This is a genomic window from Aliiroseovarius pelagivivens, assembly GCF_900302485.1.
Taxonomy (GTDB): Bacteria; Pseudomonadota; Alphaproteobacteria; order Rhodobacterales; family Rhodobacteraceae; genus Aliiroseovarius; species Aliiroseovarius pelagivivens.
Genome location: NZ_OMOI01000001.1, coordinates 2,396,646 through 2,418,034 on the forward strand (window position 1 = coordinate 2,396,646; position 21,389 = coordinate 2,418,034).

Annotated in this window: 25 protein-coding genes; 9 read left to right on the forward strand and 16 right to left on the reverse strand. The window is 59.0% G+C overall.

Features of this window, described 5'->3' with window-relative positions:
* Positions 1–14: 14 nt before the first annotated feature.
* The 3 genes from gatA to ALP8811_RS11570 form a co-directional block, all read right to left on the reverse strand.
* Entirely contained in the window at positions 15–1,496 is a 1,482-nt protein-coding gene (gatA, locus tag ALP8811_RS11560) for an Asp-tRNA(Asn)/Glu-tRNA(Gln) amidotransferase subunit GatA (protein WP_108857250.1), read from the reverse strand.
* A gap of 12 nt (positions 1,497–1,508) precedes the next feature.
* Positions 1,509–1,796, reverse strand: a complete 288-nt coding sequence (gene gatC, locus ALP8811_RS11565; RefSeq protein WP_108857251.1) for an Asp-tRNA(Asn)/Glu-tRNA(Gln) amidotransferase subunit GatC — start codon at positions 1,794–1,796, stop codon at positions 1,509–1,511.
* 95 nt (positions 1,797–1,891) lie between these two features.
* Positions 1,892–2,347 (reverse strand): nucleoside deaminase, encoded by a 456-nt coding sequence (locus ALP8811_RS11570; RefSeq protein ID WP_108857252.1) that lies wholly within the window; start codon positions 2,345–2,347, stop codon positions 1,892–1,894.
* A 71-nt stretch (positions 2,348–2,418) separates the two neighbouring features.
* Here ALP8811_RS11570 and ALP8811_RS11575 point away from each other — a divergent pair, with 71 nt between their 5' ends.
* Entirely contained in the window at positions 2,419–3,375 is a 957-nt protein-coding gene (locus tag ALP8811_RS11575) for a pseudouridine synthase (protein ID WP_108857253.1), read from the forward strand.
* A gap of 10 nt (positions 3,376–3,385) precedes the next feature.
* Here the strand turns inward: ALP8811_RS11575 and xseA are convergent, their stop codons facing one another.
* Both xseA and ALP8811_RS11585 read right to left on the reverse strand, forming a co-directional pair.
* On the reverse strand, positions 3,386–4,966 hold the full coding sequence (gene xseA, locus ALP8811_RS11580) for an exodeoxyribonuclease VII large subunit (protein ID WP_108857254.1): 1,581 nt from the start codon (positions 4,964–4,966) through the stop codon (positions 3,386–3,388).
* Position 4,967: 1 nt separating this feature from the next.
* Positions 4,968–5,618: a glycine-rich domain-containing protein gene (locus ALP8811_RS11585; RefSeq protein ID WP_108857255.1), complete on the reverse strand. Its 651-nt coding sequence runs from the start codon at positions 5,616–5,618 to the stop codon at positions 4,968–4,970.
* A 59-nt stretch (positions 5,619–5,677) separates the two neighbouring features.
* On the opposite strand from ALP8811_RS11585, the gene purD reads away from it, so the two are divergent.
* Complete coding sequence (gene purD / locus ALP8811_RS11590; protein WP_108857256.1) at positions 5,678–6,940, forward strand: phosphoribosylamine--glycine ligase; 1,263 nt, start codon at positions 5,678–5,680, stop codon at positions 6,938–6,940.
* A gap of 104 nt (positions 6,941–7,044) precedes the next feature.
* On the opposite strand, the gene ALP8811_RS11595 is transcribed toward purD, so the two are convergent.
* The 6 genes from ALP8811_RS11595 to ALP8811_RS11620 all read right to left on the reverse strand — a co-directional run bounded on the left by ALP8811_RS11595 (position 7,045) and on the right by ALP8811_RS11620 (position 11,614).
* Positions 7,045–7,761 carry an FG-GAP repeat domain-containing protein gene (locus ALP8811_RS11595; protein ID WP_108857257.1) on the reverse strand — a complete coding sequence of 239 codons (717 nt, stop codon included), beginning with the start codon at positions 7,759–7,761 and terminating at the stop codon, positions 7,045–7,047.
* Positions 7,761–8,084 carry a 2Fe-2S iron-sulfur cluster-binding protein gene (locus ALP8811_RS11600; protein ID WP_108857258.1) on the reverse strand — a complete coding sequence of 108 codons (324 nt, stop codon included), beginning with the start codon at positions 8,082–8,084 and terminating at the stop codon, positions 7,761–7,763. The genes ALP8811_RS11595 and ALP8811_RS11600 overlap by 1 nt, the downstream gene beginning before the upstream one ends.
* Positions 8,085–8,320: 236 nt before the next feature.
* Positions 8,321–8,539, reverse strand: a complete 219-nt coding sequence (locus ALP8811_RS11605; RefSeq protein ID WP_108857259.1) for a hypothetical protein — start codon at positions 8,537–8,539, stop codon at positions 8,321–8,323.
* A 239-nt stretch (positions 8,540–8,778) separates the two neighbouring features.
* A complete protein-coding gene (locus ALP8811_RS11610) occupies positions 8,779–9,648 on the reverse strand; it encodes a 50S ribosomal protein L11 methyltransferase (protein ID WP_108857260.1) in 870 nt (289 codons plus the stop codon).
* 52 nt (positions 9,649–9,700) lie between these two features.
* Positions 9,701–10,246 (reverse strand): YcxB family protein, encoded by a 546-nt coding sequence (locus ALP8811_RS11615; RefSeq protein WP_108857261.1) that lies wholly within the window; start codon positions 10,244–10,246, stop codon positions 9,701–9,703.
* Between the two features lie 132 nt (positions 10,247–10,378).
* Positions 10,379–11,614 (reverse strand): MFS transporter, encoded by a 1,236-nt coding sequence (locus ALP8811_RS11620; protein WP_108857262.1) that lies wholly within the window; start codon positions 11,612–11,614, stop codon positions 10,379–10,381.
* Positions 11,615–11,747: 133 nt separating this feature from the next.
* Here ALP8811_RS11620 and ALP8811_RS11625 point away from each other — a divergent pair, with 133 nt between their 5' ends.
* The gene (locus ALP8811_RS11625; protein ID WP_108857263.1) at positions 11,748–12,815 is read left to right on the forward strand and encodes a YeeE/YedE family protein; all 1,068 of its coding nucleotides are present in this window, start codon (positions 11,748–11,750) and stop codon (positions 12,813–12,815) included.
* Between the two features lie 69 nt (positions 12,816–12,884).
* Here the strand turns inward: ALP8811_RS11625 and ALP8811_RS11630 are convergent, their stop codons facing one another.
* Positions 12,885–13,367 (reverse strand): DMT family transporter, encoded by a 483-nt coding sequence (locus ALP8811_RS11630; RefSeq protein ID WP_108857264.1) that lies wholly within the window; start codon positions 13,365–13,367, stop codon positions 12,885–12,887.
* Positions 13,368–13,593: 226 nt separating this feature from the next.
* On the opposite strand from ALP8811_RS11630, the gene ALP8811_RS11640 reads away from it, so the two are divergent.
* Together ALP8811_RS11640 and ALP8811_RS11645 are read left to right on the forward strand one after the other, a co-directional pair.
* Complete coding sequence (locus ALP8811_RS11640; RefSeq protein ID WP_108857266.1) at positions 13,594–14,043, forward strand: SRPBCC family protein; 450 nt, start codon at positions 13,594–13,596, stop codon at positions 14,041–14,043.
* Positions 14,044–14,114: 71 nt separating this feature from the next.
* Positions 14,115–14,390: a hypothetical protein gene (locus tag ALP8811_RS11645; RefSeq protein ID WP_108857267.1), complete on the forward strand. Its 276-nt coding sequence runs from the start codon at positions 14,115–14,117 to the stop codon at positions 14,388–14,390.
* A gap of 35 nt (positions 14,391–14,425) precedes the next feature.
* Here the strand turns inward: ALP8811_RS11645 and ALP8811_RS11650 are convergent, their stop codons facing one another.
* Positions 14,426–16,621, reverse strand: coding sequence for a primosomal protein N' (locus ALP8811_RS11650; RefSeq protein WP_108857268.1), 2,196 nt, complete (start codon positions 16,619–16,621; stop codon positions 14,426–14,428).
* A 101-nt stretch (positions 16,622–16,722) separates the two neighbouring features.
* Here ALP8811_RS11650 and fsa point away from each other — a divergent pair, with 101 nt between their 5' ends.
* From fsa to ALP8811_RS11670, 4 genes are all read left to right on the forward strand, one after another.
* Positions 16,723–17,376 (forward strand): fructose-6-phosphate aldolase, encoded by a 654-nt coding sequence (gene fsa / locus ALP8811_RS11655; protein ID WP_108857269.1) that lies wholly within the window; start codon positions 16,723–16,725, stop codon positions 17,374–17,376.
* A gap of 134 nt (positions 17,377–17,510) precedes the next feature.
* Positions 17,511–18,218, forward strand: a complete 708-nt coding sequence (locus ALP8811_RS11660) for a DUF484 family protein (protein WP_108857270.1) — start codon at positions 17,511–17,513, stop codon at positions 18,216–18,218.
* Positions 18,215–19,150: a tyrosine recombinase XerC gene (locus tag ALP8811_RS11665; protein WP_108857271.1), complete on the forward strand. Its 936-nt coding sequence runs from the start codon at positions 18,215–18,217 to the stop codon at positions 19,148–19,150. Before ALP8811_RS11660 ends, ALP8811_RS11665 begins: the two co-directional genes overlap by 4 nt.
* A gap of 66 nt (positions 19,151–19,216) precedes the next feature.
* The gene (locus ALP8811_RS11670; RefSeq protein ID WP_108857272.1) at positions 19,217–19,909 is read left to right on the forward strand and encodes a CDP-alcohol phosphatidyltransferase family protein; all 693 of its coding nucleotides are present in this window, start codon (positions 19,217–19,219) and stop codon (positions 19,907–19,909) included.
* A 96-nt stretch (positions 19,910–20,005) separates the two neighbouring features.
* Here the strand turns inward: ALP8811_RS11670 and ALP8811_RS11675 are convergent, their stop codons facing one another.
* Genes ALP8811_RS11675 through pgsA form a run of 3 tightly spaced genes read right to left on the reverse strand, consistent with a single transcriptional unit; the run spans position 20,006 to position 21,376 of the window.
* On the reverse strand, positions 20,006–20,455 hold the full coding sequence (locus ALP8811_RS11675; RefSeq protein ID WP_108857273.1) for a molybdenum cofactor biosynthesis protein MoaE: 450 nt from the start codon (positions 20,453–20,455) through the stop codon (positions 20,006–20,008).
* A 1-nt stretch (position 20,456) separates the two neighbouring features.
* A complete protein-coding gene (gene moaD, locus ALP8811_RS11680) occupies positions 20,457–20,705 on the reverse strand; it encodes a molybdopterin converting factor subunit 1 (protein WP_108857274.1) in 249 nt (82 codons plus the stop codon).
* Positions 20,702–21,376 (reverse strand): CDP-diacylglycerol--glycerol-3-phosphate 3-phosphatidyltransferase, encoded by a 675-nt coding sequence (gene pgsA / locus ALP8811_RS11685; RefSeq protein ID WP_108857275.1) that lies wholly within the window; start codon positions 21,374–21,376, stop codon positions 20,702–20,704. Before pgsA ends, moaD begins: the two co-directional genes overlap by 4 nt.
* Between the last annotated feature and the right edge of the window lie 13 nt (positions 21,377–21,389).

Sequence of the window (21,389 nt, forward strand, 5' to 3'; positions counted from 1 at the left end):
CAATCAGGCGCGTTTTACCACCATTTCGAGGGCTTCGCCACAAAGCCGGCGCGTGCCTCGATTTCGTGGGCGATATTCAGCAGGTCGCCTTCTTCCCACGGACGGCCAATCAGCTGCAGTCCAAGGGGCAGACCCTGAGCATCCAGACCAGCGGGGATCGAAATGCCCGGCAGACCAGCAAGGTTCACGGTCACAGTAAAGACGTCGTTCAGATACATCTTCACGGGATCTGCGTCCTTCATTTCACCCAGACCAAAGGCCGCAGACGGCGTGGCCGGGGTCAGGATCGCGTCCACACCCGCAGCAAACACATCGTCGAAGTCTTTCTTGATCAGCGCGCGCACACGGCGAGCGCGGTTATAGTATGCGTCGTAGAAACCCGCCGACAGCACATAGGTACCGACCATTACGCGGCGCTGCACCTCGTCGCCGAAGCCTTCAGCGCGGGTTTTAGCGTACATTTCGTCAATGCCGTCACCGGCGTCCAGCTTGGCGCGGTGGCCGTATTTCACACCATCGTAGCGGGCGAGGTTCGACGAGGCTTCAGCAGGCGCAATCACATAGTAAGCCGGCAACGCGTATTTCGTGTGCGGCAGCGAGATATCGACGATCTCGGCACCTGCGTCGCGCAGCATGTCAGCACCATCGGCCCAGAGCTTTTCGATCTCTGCGGGGATGCCCTCCATGTGGTATTCTTTCGGGATCCCGATTTTCTTGCCCTTGATGTCGCCGGTCAGCATGGCTTCGAAATCCGGAACCGGAATATCGGCAGACGTCGAATCTTTCGCGTCATGTCCGCACATGGCCTCAAGCATGATCGCCGCGTCGCGCACCGACTTGGTCATCGGGCCGGCCTGATCCAGCGAGGATGCGAAGGCCACGATGCCCCAGCGCGAGCAACGCCCATAGGTGGGCTTGATGCCGGTAATGCCGGTGAAGGCTGCAGGCTGGCGGATCGAGCCGCCGGTGTCCGTGCCAGTTGCCGCCAAACACAGGTCAGCCGCAACAGCCGAAGCCGAGCCACCCGACGAGCCACCCGGTGTCAGGTCGCGGTCATCCACTTTCCACGGGTTCACAGCGTTGCCGTAAACCGAGGTTTCATTGGACGAGCCCATGGCGAATTCGTCCATGTTCAACTTGCCCAGCATCACAGTGCCCGCATCCAGCAGGTTCTGGCTGACGGTCGATTCGTACTCCGGCTTAAACCCATCAAGGATTTTAGAAGCCGCCTGCGAAGGCACACCTTTGGTGCAGAACAGATCCTTGATGCCCAGCGGGATGCCGCACATGGCGGGCGCGTCGCCAGCCTGAAGACGCGCATCAGCGGCTTTCGCCTGCTCGCGCGCCAGATCCGGGGTGTTGTGCACGAAAGCACCCAGCGCACCGGCGCCTTCGATTTCGGTCAGGCAGGCCTCGGTGATTTCGGTCGAGGTCACATCACCCTTCCGCAGCGCGTCACGGGCATCGGCAATCGTCAGTTTGTTCAGCTCAGTCATATCCCTGCCCCCTTATTCGACAACTTTGGGAACCGCGAAAAAGCCTTCGCGGGCATCCGGTGCGTTGGACAGGATTTTTTCCGGCATACCGCCATCCGTCACCACATCCTCACGGCGCTTCAGACGCATCGGTGTGACCGAGGTCATCGGCTCGACACCTTCCACGTCTACTTCATTCAATTGCTCGATGAACCCAAGGATCGCATTGAAATTCTCGGCCAGCTCCGGCAGGCGGTCGTCTTCGACCTTGATGCGGGCCAGATGCGCAACCTTGCGCGCGGTTTCGATATCAATCGACATAAGGTGTCTCCGGATGTGTGTGCGCCGTTGCGCGTTGCCTCGTCATTTATCGCGCGGGGCGTCAGGCTGCAAGCCGTGCGGGCCATTGGCGGGGCTCAATCCCGCTTTGCTGCAAAGAAGGTTTTCAAAAGCACCTCGGATTCCTCGGCGGCAAGGCCGTCATAGACTTCCGGTACGTGATGGCATTGCGGATGACTGAAGATGCGCGGGCCTTGCGCCACTCCGCCCGATTTCGGGTCCGCCGCGCCATAATACACCCGCCTGATCCGCGCCGCCGAAATGGCTGTGGCGCACATCGGACAGGGCTCAAGCGTGACGTAAAGGTCATAGCCCGGCAAGCGTTCGGATCCCGCTTTGGCACAGCCCGCGCGGATCACAAGGATCTCGGCGTGTGCGGTGGGATCGTTCAGCTCACGGGTGCGGTTTCCGGCCTGCGCAATCACCTCACCTTCAGGCGAGACCAACACGGCCCCCACAGGCACCTCGCCGCGTGTGGCGGCGGCGCGGGCCTCGGCCAAGGCCGTCTCCATATGGCTTTTAAAACGTGTCATGCCCCTTCATGCCCGGCCCGCCTGCGATTGCCAAGGCTTCCCCTTTCCGACGGCGCAAGGTATGCGGGGGTATGACGGATAAACCCACCCCAGCTGGCGACCGGATCGCCAAGGTTCTCTCGCGTGCAGGCATTGCCAGCCGCCGCGAAGCCGAACGCATGATCGAAGCCGGACGCGTCAGCGTAAACGGCAAGGTGATCGACAGCCCAGCCCTGAACGTGACGCCCAAGGACAAGATCCTTGTGGACGACAAACCCGTGGCCGAGCCCGAGCCGCCGCGCATCTGGCTCTATCACAAGCCGACCGGGCTGGTGACCACGGCGAAGGACGAAAAGGGCCGCGAGACCGTTTTCGACAAACTGCCCGAAGACATGCCGCGTGTGATGAGCATTGGGCGGCTCGATTTGAACTCGGAAGGGCTGTTGCTTCTGACCAATGACGGCGGCGTAAAGCGCAAGCTGGAACTGCCCTCGACCGGGTGGACCCGCAAATACCGCGTACGGGTAAAGGGCAAGCCAACGGACGACATGCTGTCGCCCGTGCGCAAGGGAATCACCGTTGATGGTGAACGGTTCCAACCCATGTCGGTTTCTCTGGATCGGCAACAAGGGGCGAATGCGTGGCTGACCATCAGTATTCGTGAAGGCAAAAACCGCGAGATTCGCCGCGCGATGGAAGCCATCGGCCTGTCGGTGAACCGCCTGCTGCGCGTCAGCTATGGCCCGTTCCAACTGGGCGAATTGAAGTCCGGCGAGGTTGAAGAGATTCGCCAGCGTGTCGTGCGTGAACAGCTGGGCATGGAAGCACCAGAGAAAACCCCGGTACGCAAGCGTGCTGAAATACCGCGCGGGAAACATGGCAGCAAACCGGGCGCCAAGCCCGCATTCAAGGGCACTGGGCGTTCTGGTGGGAAACCCGGCGGGAAACCCGGGCAACGCCCGACTGGCAAAAGCTTTGGTGGCAGCGGGTCACGCGACTGGAACGCGGGCGGCAAACCACAAGGCCGACCGGGTCCACGCAAGAAATAAGACTTAGAGCTTAGAAAAGTGACCCTTGATCCGGGGCGTCTTTCTTGGGCTTTGCTTTGCGGACAGGTTTGGCTGTCGGAGCTGTTGTGACAGGGGCCGACGCGGATCCATCCAGCGTCAAACGGCCATCCGCGAACTCGATCTCTAGCGCCGAGGCTTTGCTGGCCGCGACCTGTGTCGTCACCACATCGCCGTCGCCACGCACGACTGCGTAACCGCGCTTCAGGGTCTCGGTATAACCGAGTGTCTGGCGCATCCGCTCAAGTGCTGCCAGCCGGTCTTTCTGACGCGACACCGCTGACAGATAGGCATTGTCCAGCCGGGCAGATGCGTCCTGAAGCGCTTGATTTCGCTGCTGATTGGCCTGTGCAATGCGCCCAGCATCCAAACGCGCGACCAAGCGGTCGAGGTCGCGTCGATGCTGCGCTGTACCACGCGACAACCCCGGGCCAAGGCGCGTGGTCGCCATGTTCAACCGATCCCGCAGCGGCGCAAGACGTGCAGTCAATGCCCGCGGACGTAGACCGGCAGAAGCTTCGCTTAGCTTCACCCGCCGCGCTTGTGTCATCTGGGTCAGCGCAACAGGCAACTTAAGACCCGCCGTATCCAGTCGCTGGCGCGGTCCATCCAGCAAGCTATCCGCGCGGGGTAACGCGCGAGACAGGTCACGCAGGCGCTGGCTGCGTTGATTGACGCCCTGCTCTAACGCGCGGGTCAGGCGGGTGCCTTGTTCTTCCGTCCACGCCAAAAGCTCCAGCCGCACCGGTACAGCGTGTTCCGCAGCAGCCGTGGGCGTCGGTGCACGCAAGTCGGACACGAAGTCGATCAGCGTCGTGTCGGTTTCGTGTCCCACTGCTGAAATCAACGGAATGTCCGAGGCCGCCACAGCCCGCGCGACACTCTCTTCGTTAAAGCCCCACAGATCCTCGATCGAGCCACCGCCGCGCGCAACGATCAACAAATCGGGGCGTGGCAGTGCTCCGCCCGGCGTCATGCGATTGAAACCTTCAATGGCCGCCGCAACTTGCGGTGCACAGGCATCACCTTGCACCGCGACGGGCCAGATCAGCACTTTACGGGGAAAGCGGTCACGCAACCGGTGCAGAATATCGCGGATAACAGCCCCAGAAGGCGAGGTCACAACCCCGATCACTTCGGGCAGGTAAGGGATCTTTTTCTTGCGTTCAGGCGCAAAAAGACCCTCGGCCGCCAACGCTTTCTTGCGCTTTTCCAACATCGCCATCAACGCGCCTTCGCCCGCGACGACGACGTCATCCACGTTGATCTGGTACTTTGACTGGTTGCCAAAAGTGGTGATCTTGCCCGAGACGATGACCTCCATGCCCTCTTCCGGCATGATCGACAGGCGGCTGACTTGGCCCTTCCAACTGACCGCGGCAATGACCGAGCGGTCGTCCTTCACGTCGAAATACAAGTGACCCGAACGCGCCAACATCACACGGCCGACTTCGCCGCGTACCCGGACGCGACCGAACGCACCCTCGATGGTTTTTTTCACCGCGCCGGAGATTTCGGAAACGGTAAACTCCGGTGCATTTTCACCCGGCTGGGGATCGTCGATCAGGTCCATCTCAGTCTCCTCCACATCCGCCGTCTCCGCAGCTTGTTGCGCAACCAGTCGGGTTGTTCCCCGTTTTCATATGAGCAGCAATCGGTTTGCCCGCGATAAGAACGCCAGAAATATAGAACCACGCGCAAAAAGCGAAGACCAAGCTCATGGTGATATAAACAGGGTCGCCGGTTATGACGCCAGCTAAAGCCACCCCTGCTGAAACCAAACTCGCCATAGCAATGCGGAACTTCGACGCGCCCGGCGGGGGCGGTGGCGCCCAATACGCGTCCGGAGCCGGGTTTCCGAACGTCGCATGATAGAGCGCCTTGGTATGGCTGAACTGATCGGCGAAACGCGCGCTGTCCGTGCTTTGCATACCCGGCTCGTGATGAAGTGGCTTACCCAGAACCGTCTTGCACAGCACGTCCCAATAGTCGCGCGTATAGGTCATGTGCAAATGCCAAACTTTATCGACCACTTCAGACGGCGTGACAGGTTTATCCGAGAGCTGCGACAGAAACAAAAACCGGCGGTATTCTTCGATCGCACCAAGGGTGAATTCGTCGCTCCATTTCTCGGCTATTGCCAGTTTTCGGGAAAATGGAAGATCGGCACCGGGGACGTCAAACTGATGGGCTTGGATGGCGCGCCAAAGGTTTTCGCTCTGCATGCTTGTCGTTGCCTCACTGCTTCTGTATTTCCCTCACAACTAGCATAGGGAGAGCATCCATGAACATCCTCATTCTCGGCAGTGGCGGGCGCGAACATGCGCTAGCATGGGCGGTGATGCAGAACCCGAAATGCGACCGGCTGATCGTTGCGCCGGGCAACGCGGGCATGGCCCAAATCGCGGAATGCGCAAAACTGGATATCGAGGATGGCGGCGCTGTCGCGACCTTCGCACAGGAAAACACCATCGATTTCGTAATCATCGGCCCCGAAGCGCCTTTGGCGAAGGGCGTGGCGGATCGTTTGCGCGAGGCGGGCATCAAGGTGTTTGGACCGTCTGCCGAGGCCGCAAAGCTGGAAGCCTCGAAAAGCTTCACCAAAGAAATCTGTGACGCGGCGAATGCGCCCACCGCAGCTTACGGCCACTTCACCGACGCCGATGCCGCCAAGGCTTACATCCGCGAACAGGGTGCACCCATCGTGGTTAAGGCCGATGGTCTGGCCGCAGGCAAAGGCGTGATTGTCGCGATGGACGTTGAAACCGCACTGGATGCGATTGACGACATGTTTGGCGGTGCCTTCGGCGGTGCGGGCGCGGAAGTGGTGATTGAAGAGTTCATGGAGGGCGAAGAGGCCTCGTACTTCATCCTCTGCGACGGCAAGACCGCGCTGCCCATCGGCACTGCGCAAGACCACAAGCGCGTGGGGGATGGTGATACGGGACCGAACACCGGCGGCATGGGTGCCTATTCGCCCGCCCCGGTTCTGACGGACGAGATCGCGGCCCGCGCCATGCGCGAAATTGTGCAGCCAACCGTGGACGAAATGGCCAAACGCGGAACGCCATATCAGGGCGTGCTTTATGCAGGTTTCATGATCAAGGACGGACAAGCACGGCTGGTCGAATACAATGTGCGCTTCGGCGATCCGGAATGTCAGGTTCTGATGATGCGTCTTGGCGCACAGGCGCTGGACCTGATGCTGGCCTGTGCAGAGGAGCGTCTGCATGAAGCGCAGGTGAACTGGGCCGACGATCATGCGATCACCGTTGTGATGGCCGCGAATGGCTATCCGGGATCTTATGAAAAGGGCTCGGTGATCAACGGGTTGGATGGTCTGCCGGAAGATTCGAAAAACATGGTGTTCCATGCGGGCACGACCGAAGTAGACGGCAAGATTACTGCCTCGGGTGGGCGCGTTCTAAACGTCACTGCACGCGGCGACAGCCTGCAAGAAGCCCGCGACCGGGCCTATGCGATGATCGAGGGCATTGACTGGCCAGAGGGCTTCAACCGCTCGGACATTGGCTGGCGCGCGCTTTAATATTGCGGCGTTTGGTTCGAGTCGTGAGCTTGTAGGGGGCTTTGCCCCCACGCGCCCCTATCGGGGACACGTTCCCCCAGGATATTTCTGGTAAGAAAATTAGGTCAGTCGCAGCGAAGTGCTGCGGCTAGGCTGCTTGGATCGTTGTACTTGCCGATCGGGGCGATCTCGAACTCTCCATCGATCAGGCGCGCTTCCATCACGCGAGACCAGTTGGCGCTGGCGGTGACGACCACGGGCGCTTGGTCAGGGCAGATGCGCACGCCGCCTTCGATGTCGGGGCTGCCATATTTGTGATTGGTCAGCCCCCCCACAGACGCGATTTCTTTGAAGGTGAACGGCGTTTGTGTCGCATCCACGGTCACCAGCCGCAAACGACGCGCAAGGTGGGGGCGGTCAACATAGGCGATCTCGGCTTCTCCATCGCCATTGAAATCGGCAATCCCGGCCACGGCCAGCCAGCGGTGGCGGGTGCCAATTGGGGCGTTGCTGCCAAGCATGGTCAGTGAACCGTCGTGCAACCCGTAGATGCGGACCATCGCGCCGGTGTTGTCACCACTGAAAACCGTCACGACTTCAGGGGCGCCATCGCCGTCAAAGTCGTGCAGGCGTGGGGTTGTGTCTTCGAAGACGCCTCCGGAAACGCGCGCCAAAACACGGGTACCGTCGTTCAGCGTGACTTCAAGCGCGCCGTGCTCTCCGCCGGGCACAGCACCATGCCCATAGCGGTCCGTCGGTTCGGTATAGCGCGCGGAGGCAATGTCGGCCGCAGCGGGTGCGGCCAGACAGAAGGAAATGAGAGCGGCTTTAACGCCGCGCATCAGATCTGTTTTTCAGGCATATGAACGACAAGGCCATCAAGTTCATCGGTAACTTTGATCTGGCAAGTCAGACGTGAACGCGCCGCGTCGGGCTCGAACGCGAAATCCAGCATGTCTTCTTCCATGGCATCCTTCGCAGGGATTTTTTCGATCCAAGCGTTGTCTACATAGACATGGCAGGTCGAGCAGGCGCAGGCGCCGCCGCAATCTGCTTCGATGCCGGGGACGTTGTTGTCGCGGGCGCCTTCCATGACGGTCAGGCCGGGGGCAACGTCCACGACATGTTCGGTTCCGTTGTGCTCGATATAGGTGATCTTCGCCATGTGGCCTCTTCCTTTCTGGCGTGTCGCGCACGGCACGGCGGGCTTCCCACCGGTCGCACAGCTTACGGCTGTTCATTCGACAGACCAGATAACAACGATGTCGCCTTTTTTCGAGCCTAAAAGCGGCGAAAAATGTCGCGAGGCTCTTACAAGCCCGGATAAGGGCACAAAAGCAAACCCACCCGGAGCTCTCCGGATGGGTTTTCAACTTGATTAGAAGGAACCAATTGGTTCGTTCAGAATAGACCCACGACGAATTCGGCAACAGCCAGCGTGAACGGATCAATCTGCATCAGCCAGGCGCCAGCTTTCTCGATCGCGCCACCTTCGGCGAGGCTTTCCAGCCGCGTCGTGTAGCTTGAAAGACCGACCTGACTGACAAGTATCCCTTTGAACAGAACAAATCCGACAAGAACGAGCAGAATCGCACGCAGCGGAAAGCTGTGACTTTTCAAATGTGTTTCCTGTGGAACCAGAAGCCCGTCACGTTCCACCAAGTGGACATAGCCCCGAGCTAGTTTAGTATGACGGCGATCAATTTGCCGTACGCGTTTTCGAAAATCTCTTACTTGAGTTTCGGCCATGGTCAACTTCCCCTAGTTGCAGAGCCCATTAATAATTAAGCAGCAATTGTCAGATTAAAGCAAATTTGTGGCAAATGCTAGGAAACCTATTGTTTCCCGCCACAATTTCATCACTTTTTCCGCAAAATCAATGTGGTCCAGTCCCCAATCTCATCACGTTTCACAAGATCGAACCCGTTTTGATTGTAGCTCTCAAGCACTTCATCAGCCTGAGGATTAAGAATCCCCGATAGGATCGCATAACCATTTTGACCGATGTTTTGCCCCATATCCGGAGCCAATCCGATCAAGGGGCCTTTCAAAATATTGGCGAAAACAAGATCGAACGGAGCCTTCGATGAAATATCGTCTGCTCCAAACCCTGCAGCTTCAATACAAGCCACACGGTCTTCAAGCGCATTGGCCGACACATTGGCGCGGGCAACATCCACAGCAACCTCGTCAATGTCGCTTGCGATCACGGGATTGGGCCAAATTTTGGCCGCCGCCATAGCAAGAACGGCCGTGCCGCAGCCAATATCCGCTACGTTTTCACCCTCAAAGCCGTCCTGCACCAGATGATCCAAAGCGCGCAGACAGCCCAAAGTGGTGCCGTGATGCCCGGTTCCGAAAGCCATCGCCGCATCAATCAGCAGCCCGATCTTGTCGTCTGGCAGGGATGCAGCGTCGTGGCTGCCATAAACGAAAAAGCGTCCTGCCTCGACCGGAGCCAGTTCGCGTTTGACATGCGCGACCCAATCGACCTCGGGCAACTCGGACACGGTGAAATCATTGGCACCATGCATGGCCGCCAAAAGCGCAAGACCTGCCGCATCGGGTTCTTCGACGAAGTAGCCCCCGACCTCCCAAATGCCGCTGTCATCTTCAATTTCGAACACACCTACGCCCGTGGGTTCCGGCACAAGGTTTTCCATCGCGGCCCCAAGGGCTTCGGCGGCATCTTGTCCATCAAGGGTGGTCAAAGCGGTCCAGGTGGGCATGTTGTGTCCTTTCAAACAAGCCCTTGTGCCCTAGCGCCCTGATCTAGGCGGGTCAAGCGTCGGGCAGTGGCGCGTCTGCACTTGCCGTGCTGCGCCATGCCTCGATCTGGGCGGCGACCTCTTTCATATGTGCGTCGCTGTTGAAGGCCGTTTTCTCGATCGGACAATAATCATAGGCGTCGATCAACAGCAGCATACCTTGGTCGGTCACAAGCACGCCTTCCATATGGCTCCACGAGATCAGCACCTCGTAGCCCGGATGCGAAACACGCATCCCCAGCGGAGACACTACGATCCGTGCGACCCCTTCGCGCATGCGCGATCTGCTGAGTGTCTTCTGATATGACTTCTGGCTGTGCCGGATAACAAGCAGTCCGGCGCCCATCAGCAACATGAAGGACAGAAAGGTCCACATGCTTGCATCACTGGCGAACGCGACAATGGCTGAAATACCCACGAACGCGGCGATCAGGATAATCGTTCTGACCTGCCTGCCCCACCCATCTGCGCGCCGCCGCCGTTCAGCAGAAAGAGCGCGCAGGGCATAGTCGATGTCGATCGCATCGAAACGCGAGTAAAACTCTAGATTGGTGCTCAAATCAGATCTCTTGAATAAAAACAGGATACAAAACCAACGCCCACCATAAGGCGAACGCGATCACTGTGTCAGATTGCAGATGATCCGGCGAGTAAGGAAAATCCGACCCTGTCAGGACACGCAGTTTCCCGCTTATCCCGGTGCGCGCGCCAACCTTTGGGTCAGAATCGTTTCATTGCCTTTTTCGGGGTGGCGCGGGATCAAGAGGGCCAAGGCAAGCGAAACACTCGCCATTGCTGCTGCCAGCCCGAACACCGCACCGGGTGATACCACCCATAGATATCCAAGAAGCGCTGGCAGGAAGACCGCCGCAATATGGTTGATGGTAAAGGCAACCGCCGCCGTGGGGGCGATATCTTGCGGATCTGCGATCTTCTGGAAATAGGTCTTCAGGGCGAAGGCCAGCGCGAAGAACAAATGATCCAGCACGTAAAGCGTCGCGGCCAAAACCACTCCCCAACCGAAATAGTAAATCCCGCCATAGGCCAGGAACACGCAGATCAGGCCGACATATTCGAACGCCAACGCGCGACGTTCGCCCCATTTGGCCACGGCCTTGCCCATGAGGGGAGCAAAGAAAATGTTCGCGACATAGTTGATCAGGAACAGCGCCGTCACTTCGTGCACTTCAAAGCCGAAACGCTCGACCATCATGAAGGCGGCGAAAACAATGAAGATCTGACGCCGTGCGCCAGCCATGAATTGCAGCGCATAGTACAGCCAGTACCGGCGCCGCAACACGAACTGCTTCAGCTGAGGCTCGGGACTTTCGAACTGCGGATAGGCGAAGAAGGCAAAGACTGCGATGGCAAGCGTGGTGCCACCTGCGATCATATAGACAAGGTTATAGCTCAGATCGAAGGTCTTCCACGTCAGCACCAAAAGACCATAGCTGACCAGCGCCGCCGCCGACCCGATGGACATGATCCAGCCCAGCATCTGCGGGGCTTTTTTCTTGTCGATCCACTGCAATTGAAGCGACTGGTTCACCGTTTCGTAATAGTGAAACCCGATCGAGCTGAGCATGGTGACGGTCAGAATACCGCCAAAACTTGGAAACCAGGCCGTGATCGCGGTCGCCGCGCCCAGCATGCCCAAAGACACAACGCCAAGCACCTGTTCGCGAAACAGCATCAACAGGGCAATGACGCCGATGGCCAGAAAGCCCGGTATCTCGCGAACGGTGTGCAGCCAACCGATCTCGACACCCGTGAAATCGGCGGCCTCGATCACGAAGTTGTTCAGAAGGGCCGACCACGTGAAGAACGCAATCGGCATCCCGGCTGCCATCAGCATCAAAAGAAAGATGGGGCGACGCCAGATCGGCAAATCGCGGGCATCGGCAAGGGGCATAATTACGTGTCTCATAAGCCTGCCTTACGCCTGAACTTGGGGTTTTGCGAGTGATAAACGTATTCACGCATGCAGATGCGTTTCTGACATAGGTCAAGGTGGCGCGCGCCGATGACGCTAAAACTGCGCCAACTTGAAGGAGCCCCCAATGGACATCGTCCCCCTGATCGACCGCATCGGAGAGAACCCGACCGCCGCATTGTTCGGCCTGATCACAGGCATCGTGTTTGGCGTTTCGGCCCAGCGCTCGCGCTTTTGCCTGCGCGCCGCCGCGGTCGAATTCGCACGGCGCATGATGGACAGCTCGGTCGCGGTGTGGCTTCTGACCTTCTCGACCGCGCTTGTCTGGGTGCAGGGTGCAACGATGCTGGGCCTGATGCGCCCCGAGGACGCGCGTATGATGGCTGTCACCGGCAGCTGGTCGGGCGCGATCATCGGCGGCTTGTTGTTTGGTGTCGGCATGGTTCTGGCGCGCGGCTGTTCAGGTCGACTGCTGGTTCTGGCGGCAACGGGAAACCTGCGGTCCGTCGTATCCGGCCTGATCTTCGCCGTAGTCGCCCAGATGAGCCTACATGGCTGGCTGGCGCCGACGCGCGACTATCTTGCCCGCCTATGGATGACCGATGGCGGGGCGAATGTGAACTTGCTGACCATGGTCGGCGCACCTGACTGGGCCGGTCTGGCCCTTGGACTTCTCACTGCTGTTTTGGCCCTTGTGATTGCCCGCAAGGCAGGTCTTGGCCCGCGCCGCCTGATCTTTGGGTCGGGTGTCGGTTTTGCCGTCGCCCTTGGCTGGGTCCTGACCTATCAACTGTCACTTGCCGCATTCGAGCCAGTTTCTGTGACTTCGGCCACATTCTCGGGTCCGTCCGCAAACACACTGATGTTCTTCCTTGTCTCAAACCCAGTTCTTGAATTCGACGTGGGCCTTGTACCCGGTGTGGTGATCGGGGCCTTCGCCGCCAGCTGGCTGACCAAGGAATTCAAGTTCCAGGGGTTCGAGAACGAGGCAAACATGCGCCGCTCGATGACAGGTGCGGTCCTGATGGGGTTCGGCGCGATGCTGGCCGGTGGCTGCGCAATCGGCGCCGGCGTCACCGGAGGCTCCATCTTCGTCGGCACTGCATGGCTTGCGCTTTTGTGCATGTGGATTGGGGCAATGGTGACAGATGCGTTGGTGGATCAACGCGGAGCAGTTGGAGTGGCTGCGGAATAATGCCGTACAGGCCAGCTTCAAGCAGCTGGCCTGATGATGCCATTCGTATATGTGCGAAGCCCAAAAGGCTTAGCGAAAGGTCACCAGATACACGCCCGTAATCACAAGCAGTGCGCCCAAGACCTTTCCCCATGTCAGCGCACTTGCGGGCACGCCGAACATACCGAAATAGCCAAACACCATTCCTGCCAAAACTTGCCCCGAGACAAGTAGGACAAAAAACGCGCCGATCCCGATCTTCGGAATAAGGTAGCTTGATCCAATGATCATACCCGCGCTCATTACCCCAGCGGTCAGCAGCCAAAGGGGCAAGGTGCCAATTTTCTGAAACTGCTCGGCCCGGCTTCCCGTTGCAACGGCGATGGCAATCGACGACGCCAGCGCAATTGCGAAGAATGGGACATTGGCCATCGGCCCGGACCCCAGAATTCTTGCAGTTTGTGTAATCATCGGAAGATAAATAGAAATAATTGCGCCCATGAGCAGCGCTAAACCAATCAGATGTATCGACATATTCCCTCTCACCATAATGAAATACGGGGAGTGTATCATCCATCCGCCAAATCACCGAATTTCAGCACTTGAGCTTAGCTTTCACTCCGTAAAATTCTGCGGGTCGATATCCACCGACACCCGCATACTCCGTTTGATCAAGAACCGCTCCGCCTGAGAGATGCCGCCATCGACGTGTACAACATGCGATCCTGCCAATCCTCCTGACATGATGCTGTCAGGAGCCCTCCGGTAAACTGCCTCAAACATCAGAGGGAGAGCCAACATGCTACACGTAGAACGCACCCGCGACATCAACGCCACCCCCGAGGCCATCTGGACCATGCTCGGCCGCTTCATGCATATCGACGAAATCGCGCCAGCCGTTACGCGTGTGGACGCCCTGACAGCCGGCAGTATTGGTATAGGCGCCCGACGTCGCTGTCATTTCGACAATGGCGGCGCGATGGTGGAAGAGGTGACAAGCTGGACACCCGGCAAGGGCTATAGCGTCACCGGATCAGAACTGGACCCAATACCCCTGCAAGCGCTGGAAGCCGAGATCAGGATCGAGCCGACCGCAAATGGTGGGACCAAAGTCGTCTGGTCCACCGATTTTAGGGTCAAATACGGCCCTCTGGGCTGGCTGCTTGGGCAGCTGATGATGAAGCCGATGATGGGCAAAGTGATTGAGGCGAACTTGGAGGGATTAGCTGGGGAGGTAGGCAGAGCTTAACCAGCGCTCCGTTCATCCACTGGGCAGTGCCATTCTTGACACAGGTATTGCCAGTCGCATGTACTTCCAGAATGAAAAGCCCAATCGCCGTAGGCGCTGCACTGATACAATTCGTTCTGGGAGGTATGCTGCTTCAGCCTGCTCTCAGTATGCCATTTGATAAGGACGCCCTTTTTCTGCTTTTTCTGCCGGGCCTGCTTTTTGCAGCAAGCGGCGTCACCCTGATCGTAAAGGCGCCAAGACCCGGCGAGTACGGGAAAGCCTGGCTCTGCATTTTTGCATTCGTGGTGCCGTATATCGTGACGCTGCCCATGGTGCCCATCATGTTTCACGTTATCGCGCGGTGAAATTGCCCTTCCGCAAGGAAAACGCACAGCGTGGCTCAATAAAAACTCTGCGGATCGATATCCACCGACACCCGCATATCGCCCTTGATCTGGAACTGAGCGAGCCAGCGTTTAAGCGCAGCTTGGATGGGGGCGGTTTTCTCGGCCTTCACAAGCAAACGCACGCGGTGGCGGCCACGGACACGCGCGATAGGGGCTGGGGCGGGTCCGAAAAGCTGCGCGCCGATTTGGTGAAGCGGCTCGGACCTTCGGGCCATCTCGGCCCCCAGATCAAACACGGCTTGGATATCGGGCGAGGACAGGACGATCCCCGCAAGACGACCGTAAGGCGGCACGCCAGCGGCTTGGCGTTCGCTGGCCTCAGCGCGCCAGAACCGCTCTTCTTCTCCCGCCAAGATGGCGCGGATCACCGGGTGTTCGGGCTGGAAGGTTTGCAGAAGCGCCACGCCCGGCGTTTCCGCCCGCCCTGCCCGTCCCGCGACTTGCCGGATCAATTGGAAGGTACGTTCGGCGGCACGCAGGTCTGATCCTTGCAGGCCAAGGTCGGCGTCGATCACCCCGACCAAGGTTAGCTTGGGGAAGTTGTGCCCCTTGGCAACCAGCTGCGTGCCGATGATGATGTCGGCCCCGCCCTCGGCGATCAGCTCGATCTGCGCTTTCAAGGCCCGCGCGGACCCGAACAGGTCCGATGACAACACCGCGACACGAGCATCGGGGAAGCTTTCACGAACCTCTTCGGCCAGACGTTCAACGCCGGGACCAACAGGGGCGAGCTTGCCCTCGACTTCGCATTCTGGGCAGGCGTCTGGCATCGGTTTCGTCTCGCCGCATTGGTGGCAGACCAGACGTTTTTGGAACCGATGTTCCACCATGCGTGCGTCGCAGTGATCGCACCCTATCTGGTGTCCGCAGGCACGGCAGATGGTGACGGGCGCATAGCCGCGACGGTTGATGAACAGAAGCGATTGCTCTCCCTTTGCAATGCGCAAATTCACGGCTGCTTTCAGCGTAGGTGAGATCCAGCTTTGCGACGGTAGATCTTCCTGCCGCATGTCAATCGCGCGCATGTCAGGCATGACGGCGGGACCATAGCGGCTGGTCAACTCGATGCGTTTATACTTACCCGCCTCGCAATTAGCCCAAGTCTCCAGCGACGGCGTTGCCGAGGCCAGCACCACCTGCGCATGGCAAATGGATGCCCGCATCACCGCCATATCCCGCGCGGAATATAGCACCCCGTCTTCCTGTTTGTATGAACTGTCATGTTCTTCGTCGACGATCACCAGCCCAAGGTCGCGGAACGGCAGATAGAGCGCAGACCGCGCGCCAACCACAAGCGAGGCGTCCCCTTGTCCGACCATCCGCCAGCAACGGCGGCGTTCCGTCATAGTGACGCCGGAATGCCATTCGGCGGGGCGGGCGCCAAAGCGTTCCTCGACCCGTTTCAAGAACTCGGCGGTCAGGGCAATCTCGGGCAGAAGCACCAGTGCTTGCCGGCCTTTGCGCAGGCAGGCGGCAACGGCTTCCAGATAGACCTCTGTCTTACCCGCGCCGGTGACGCCACGCAGAAGCGTGGTTCCATAGCGTCCTCCCCGGACCCCATCGGTCAGCTGTTTGGCCGCGGCGGCCTGATCTTCGGTCAGTTCTTTACTGGGGAGTGAGGGGTCAAGCCGCGGATAAGGCATATCGCGCGGCGTATCTTCTTCGCGGATCGCGCCCAGCTTAACCAAGCCTTTCACAACGGACCCGCTGACGCCCGCCAGATCGGCCAGCTCTTTCTGCGTGAACCCAACGCCGGGCTGGTCCATCAGCACGTCCATCACCTTGGCGCGTGCATCGGTCAGGCGGTTGGGACGATGACCCGAGGCCTTCAGCACCTTGCGCATCGAGGGCGGGTCAGACAGCCCCGGCGCGCGGGTCGCAAGGCGCAGCATTTGCGCCATCGGGGTCAGGGTATAGTCGCCCACACGGGTCAGGAACTCGGCCATCTCGGATCGCATGGGTGCGACGTCCAGCACCCGGATCACGGCGCGTAGCTTTGAGGCGTCAAAGCCCCCCTCGCCCGGTCCCCAGACGACACCCAACACTTTGCGCGGGCCAAGCGGCACTTCGACATAGTCGCCCTGCACGCAGCCCCCTTCGGGCGCGCGATATGTCAGGATTCGGTCCAGCGGCTGGGCGGTCAGCACGCCGACCCTTGCACCTGCTGGAAACTGCTCGATGTCACTCATAAGGTCAGATTCCCAGTCGTCGGACTTAGCATAAGGGCTTTCTGCTCGCGCGCCCATGGGGTAAGAGAGCGCAAACGCAAACTTCCGCAGGATACGCGCACATGAAATTCTTTGCAGATACCGCCGACATCAACGCCATCAAGGAACTGAACGACCTTGGCATGGTAGACGGTGTGACCACCAACCCCTCGATCATCAAAAAATCGGGCCGCGACATCATCGAGGTCACGAAAGAGATCTGTGACATCGTAGACGGTCCCGTCTCGGCTGAAGTCACCGCCATCGACGCCGAAACGATGATCGCTGAAGGCCGCAAGCTGGCCAAGATCGCCGACAACATCGCCGTCAAAGTGCCGCTGACATGGGATGGCCTGAAAGCCTGTAAAACCCTGTCGGATGAAGGCACCATGGTGAATGTGACCCTGTGCTTCTCGGCCAACCAAGCGCTGCTGGCAGCGAAAGCTGGCGCGACCTTCATCTCGCCCTTCATCGGCCGTCTGGACGACATCAACCTTGATGGCATGGAGCTGATCGAAGACATCCGCACCATCTATGACAACTACCTGTTCGACACGCAGATCCTGGCCGCCTCGATCCGCAACGTGAACCACATGAAAGACGCCGCTTTGGTTGGCGCGGACGTTGCTACGGCTCCGCCCTCGGTCATTCAGGCGATGGCGAAACACGTCCTGACCGACAATGGTCTGGACGCTTTCCTGGCCGACATCAAAGCCGCAGACATCAAGATCCTGTAAGCAGGTCTTGCACATATGCATGTGACGAGGGGGCCACGGCCCCCTTTTCTATTTCTGCCGCAGGTCCAATTTTCGCCCATTGCGCGGCCGATTGATGTAATATCGACAAAACGAAAAGAAACATCGAGGCAGCCATGAGCAGTTCCCCGGCACTGGATGACGATCTGCGCGCGCATCTGATCGCGCAACCCGAGATTATTTTGAACGACCAAGACATCATGAACGCCTTGGTCACCGCGCATGAACGTCAGATGGGCACGAATATCGTCGACCTGCGCGGCGCGGCCATGGACCGGCTGAGCAATCGGCTGGACCGACTTGAAGACACGCACCGCTCGGTTATCGCGGCGGCTTATGAAAATGTCTCGGGTGTGGCGCTGATCCACCGTGCCGTGTTGCGCATGCTGGACCCCGCCGACTTTGCTGCCTTCATGCAAGATCTTGATGGCGATGTTACCGAGACCCTGAAACTCGATTGCATACGCCTTGTTTTGGAAACCGTGCAGGATGCGACGGATGCCGCGCTCAGCCGACTGGGGCCCGTCATTTCCACCACACCTGCTGGGTTTATCGAAGACTATCTGGGGCAAGCGGCCGGCCCTGACCGGCGCAAAGTCTTCCTAAGACAAGTGCAAGAAAAAGACCCCGATATCTACGGCGATTGCGGTTTCTGGATTCGGTCCGAAGCCTGCATCGTCTTGGATCTGGGCGAAGGCCGACTGCCCGGCATGCTGGTCATGGGCACCGAAGACTTGACCCAATTTCGCCCCGGACAAGGCACGGATCTGCTGGAATTTTTCGGTGGCGTCTTTGAACGCTCGATGCGCCGCTGGCTGTCATGAGTGGCGGGGGCTCGTTGCATATCCCCCCCGGAACACGGGACGCGCTGATCCTGTTTCTGGACCAGAAGCGGGCACTTGATGCAGCGTCCGAGAACACGATCAAAGCCTATCGAGCCGATATCGGTGGATTTCTAGCCTTTATGGCCACCCATCTGGACGGCGAGGCCGGGCGCGGCGCGTTAGCGCGTGTGTCGATCAGCGACATGCGGGCATGGATGGCATCCGAACGCGGTCGCGGCGTCAGCACGCGCAGTTTGGCCCGGGCTTTGTCCGCGGTCAAAAGCTTCTATAGCTGGCTAAGCGAACAAGATGGGTTTGACGCAACAGCCGTCCTGTCCACACGAAGCCCTAAATTTGCAAAGAAACTGCCCCGCCCACTTTCGCCGGACGCCGCACAGGCCGTGCGTGATATCGCCCCCTTGCAATCGAGACACGACTGGGTCGGCGCACGAGACCTTGCGGTCGTGACCCTTCTTTATGGTTGTGGACTTCGCATATCCGAAGCTCTGAGCCTGACGGGTGCCGACGCGCCCCTGAACGAGGTTCTGCGCATTCGCGGCAAGGGCAACAAGGAACGGCTGGTGCCCGTTTTGCCTGCGGCCCGCGACGCGGTCGAGGCATATCGCACTCTTTGCCCCCACCCCGAAGCCCCGGAACTTCCGCTGTTTCGAGGCGTGCGCGGCGGGGCTTTGAACCCGCGACAGGTGCAGTTGATGATGCAGCAGGTGCGCCTGCAATTGGGGCTGCCGGCCACCGCCACGCCCCATGCGCTGCGCCACAGCTTTGCCACGCATCTGTTGGCCTCGGGCGGAGATCTACGCGCCATTCAAGAGCTTCTAGGCCATGCCAGCCTGTCAACCACGCAGGGCTATACGGCGCTTGATACATCGAAGCTGGTCGAAGTTTATAACGCCGCCCATCCTCGCGCCTGACACACGCCCAGACACGCCACAGTTTTTCGCCTTTCCACCTGAGCGGTTTTCCGGCACAAAGCGCGGATGAATATCCAGACCAAAGCCCTGCTCGTCCATCTGCTGACCGCTACCGGAGCCGTTTTCGCCATGCTGGCAATGCTGGCCGCCGTAGACGAGAAATGGGGACTGATGTTCCTGTGGCTTGTGGTTGCCTTCATCGTAGACGGTATCGACGGCCCCTTGGCACGCAGGTATCAGGTCAAGGTCAACGCGCCGCAATATGACGGCGTGTTGATGGACCTGATCATCGACTATCTGACGTATGTGTTCATCCCCGCCTATGCGCTTTTCAAGTCCGGCCTCATGCACGGGTGGACCGGCTGGTTCGCGATCATCGTGATCACCTTTGCCAGCGTCGTGTACTTCGCAGATACGCGGATGAAGACCAAAGATAACAGCTTCTCGGGCTTCCCCGGCTGCTGGAACATGGTCATCTTGGTGCTGTTCGCGACCGAGCCTAATTTCTGGGTCATGACCGCGCTGGTGACCGCCATTGCGATCGCCATGTTCCTGCCCCTGAAGTTCATCCACCCCGTGCGCACCGAGCGCTGGCGCTCTGTCAGCCTACCGATGGCCTTGGCGTGGACTGGTTTTGCAGGCTGGGCGGCTTGGGTCGATTTCCACCCGGAAAGCTGGGCGCATTGGGGATTGGTTGTAACGTCGATCTACCTGCTGGGAGCAGGGATCGCGCAGCAGATCATTCCAGAAAAAGCCTAAGCGGCTAAGCAATACCCTGCCGGACGTGAAACACGTTTCACTCTTTCAACCTCTCGGGCATTGCTGCGCAATACCCTGCCGGATGTGAAACACGTTTCACTCTTTCCAGCGCTTCAGGGCTTCTTCGTCGTTTACTTTGGCGTCAACCCAATCGGTTTCGCCATCCTTGGTGAATTCTTTTTTCCAGAATGGCGCGCGGGACTTCAGATAATCCATCAGAAACTCTGCCGCTTCAAAGGCCGCCACACGGTGCGCCGAGGCTGTGACCACCATCATGATCTGATCACCGGGTCGTAGCGGGCCGTGGCGGTGGATCACAAGACAATCCGCCAATGACCAGCGGCGCGTGGCCTCGTCCACGATGGTCGCTATCGCCTTTTCCGTCATGCCGGGATAGTGCTCGATTTCCATCCGATCCAGCGTGCCGGCCTCGTCCCGAACCACGCCGGTAAAGCTGACAACCGCGCCCAGATCGCTGCGACCCTGCGCAAAGCCGTTAAGCTCTGCCCCCTGATCGAAACTGTCAGTTTGAACGCGAACGGTCATCTTAACCACCTGTCATCGGTGGGAAAAACGCCACCTCGCGCACGCCGTCGAGCGGAGCATCGAATTCCGAAAGCTCCTGATCCAAAGCAACGCGCAACGCCGACAAGTCTTCGAAGGCCGCGGCATAGCGGGGCTCGCGGGCACGCAGTTCGTCGATCAGTTCGGCAACCGTTGTCGCAGAAGTTTCAACCCGTTCGCGCGGCTCGCCAATCCGTTCACGCACCCAAGCGAAGTACATCACGTCAATCATGAATTGTCCTCTTTCAGGTGGGGCTGTGCCTTACGGAAATAGTCCCAGCCGGTGATCAGCGTCAGCAGGCCTGCAATCCACAACAGCCACAGACCAATTCGTCCTGACCAGATGGTTGCATGGAAATAGCCACGAAGCCCATTCACGTCTTCAACCTCGCCCATCAAGATTTGATTGACCAGATCCGCGTCCATTCCGAACGATCCCATGCCAAAATGATGTTCGAATATCCCGCGCGAGAACAAGACCGCGATTGCCACCATCTGCGCGGTGGTTTTCCACTTGGCCAGCTTGGTCACTTTCAACGTGCCCGCCGTATCCCCCAAGAACTCGCGCAACCCCGAGACAAAAACCTCGCGAAACAGAATCACCGTGGCAGGCAGCACAAGCCAAGGCGTCCAATAGACATCCGAGTAGCCGACGATCACCATCAGCGCGATCACAACCATCGCCTTGTCGGCAATGGGATCGAGCATCGCGCCCATCTTGCTTTCCTGCTTCCATTTGCGCGCCAGATAGCCATCCAGCCAATCCGTTGCCGCCGCCGTCAGGAACAAGATTAGCGCAAGCCAATCCGCCAGAGGCCGCGAAAAATACAGGAACATGATCGCCACGGCCGGGGCTGCAATTAACCGCGACAGGGTCAGGATATTAGGCAAAGTCCATTTCATAGTGTTTTCAATA

Coding starts and splice junctions, on each gene's coding strand:
- gatA (WP_108857250.1), bottom strand. CDS start 1,496: ATGACTGAGCTGAACAAACTGACGATTGCCGATGCCCGTGACGCGCTG.
- gatC (WP_108857251.1), bottom strand. CDS start 1,796: ATGTCGATTGATATCGAAACCGCGCGCAAGGTTGCGCATCTGGCCCGC.
- ALP8811_RS11570 (WP_108857252.1), bottom strand. CDS start 2,347: ATGACACGTTTTAAAAGCCATATGGAGACGGCCTTGGCCGAGGCCCGC.
- ALP8811_RS11575 (WP_108857253.1), top strand. CDS start 2,419: ATGACGGATAAACCCACCCCAGCTGGCGACCGGATCGCCAAGGTTCTC.
- xseA (WP_108857254.1), bottom strand. CDS start 4,966: ATGGACCTGATCGACGATCCCCAGCCGGGTGAAAATGCACCGGAGTTT.
- ALP8811_RS11585 (WP_108857255.1), bottom strand. CDS start 5,618: ATGCAGAGCGAAAACCTTTGGCGCGCCATCCAAGCCCATCAGTTTGAC.
- purD (WP_108857256.1), top strand. CDS start 5,678: ATGAACATCCTCATTCTCGGCAGTGGCGGGCGCGAACATGCGCTAGCA.
- ALP8811_RS11595 (WP_108857257.1), bottom strand. CDS start 7,761: ATGCGCGGCGTTAAAGCCGCTCTCATTTCCTTCTGTCTGGCCGCACCC.
- ALP8811_RS11600 (WP_108857258.1), bottom strand. CDS start 8,084: ATGGCGAAGATCACCTATATCGAGCACAACGGAACCGAACATGTCGTG.
- ALP8811_RS11610 (WP_108857260.1), bottom strand. CDS start 9,648: ATGCCCACCTGGACCGCTTTGACCACCCTTGATGGACAAGATGCCGCC.
- ALP8811_RS11620 (WP_108857262.1), bottom strand. CDS start 11,614: ATGAGACACGTAATTATGCCCCTTGCCGATGCCCGCGATTTGCCGATC.
- ALP8811_RS11625 (WP_108857263.1), top strand. CDS start 11,748: ATGGACATCGTCCCCCTGATCGACCGCATCGGAGAGAACCCGACCGCC.
- ALP8811_RS11630 (WP_108857264.1), bottom strand. CDS start 13,367: ATGATACACTCCCCGTATTTCATTATGGTGAGAGGGAATATGTCGATA.
- ALP8811_RS11640 (WP_108857266.1), top strand. CDS start 13,594: ATGCTACACGTAGAACGCACCCGCGACATCAACGCCACCCCCGAGGCC.
- ALP8811_RS11645 (WP_108857267.1), top strand. CDS start 14,115: ATGAAAAGCCCAATCGCCGTAGGCGCTGCACTGATACAATTCGTTCTG.
- ALP8811_RS11650 (WP_108857268.1), bottom strand. CDS start 16,621: ATGAGTGACATCGAGCAGTTTCCAGCAGGTGCAAGGGTCGGCGTGCTG.
- fsa (WP_108857269.1), top strand. CDS start 16,723: ATGAAATTCTTTGCAGATACCGCCGACATCAACGCCATCAAGGAACTG.
- ALP8811_RS11660 (WP_108857270.1), top strand. CDS start 17,511: ATGAGCAGTTCCCCGGCACTGGATGACGATCTGCGCGCGCATCTGATC.
- ALP8811_RS11665 (WP_108857271.1), top strand. CDS start 18,215: ATGAGTGGCGGGGGCTCGTTGCATATCCCCCCCGGAACACGGGACGCG.
- ALP8811_RS11670 (WP_108857272.1), top strand. CDS start 19,217: ATGAATATCCAGACCAAAGCCCTGCTCGTCCATCTGCTGACCGCTACC.
- ALP8811_RS11675 (WP_108857273.1), bottom strand. CDS start 20,455: ATGACCGTTCGCGTTCAAACTGACAGTTTCGATCAGGGGGCAGAGCTT.
- moaD (WP_108857274.1), bottom strand. CDS start 20,705: ATGATTGACGTGATGTACTTCGCTTGGGTGCGTGAACGGATTGGCGAG.
- pgsA (WP_108857275.1), bottom strand. CDS start 21,376: ATGAAATGGACTTTGCCTAATATCCTGACCCTGTCGCGGTTAATTGCA.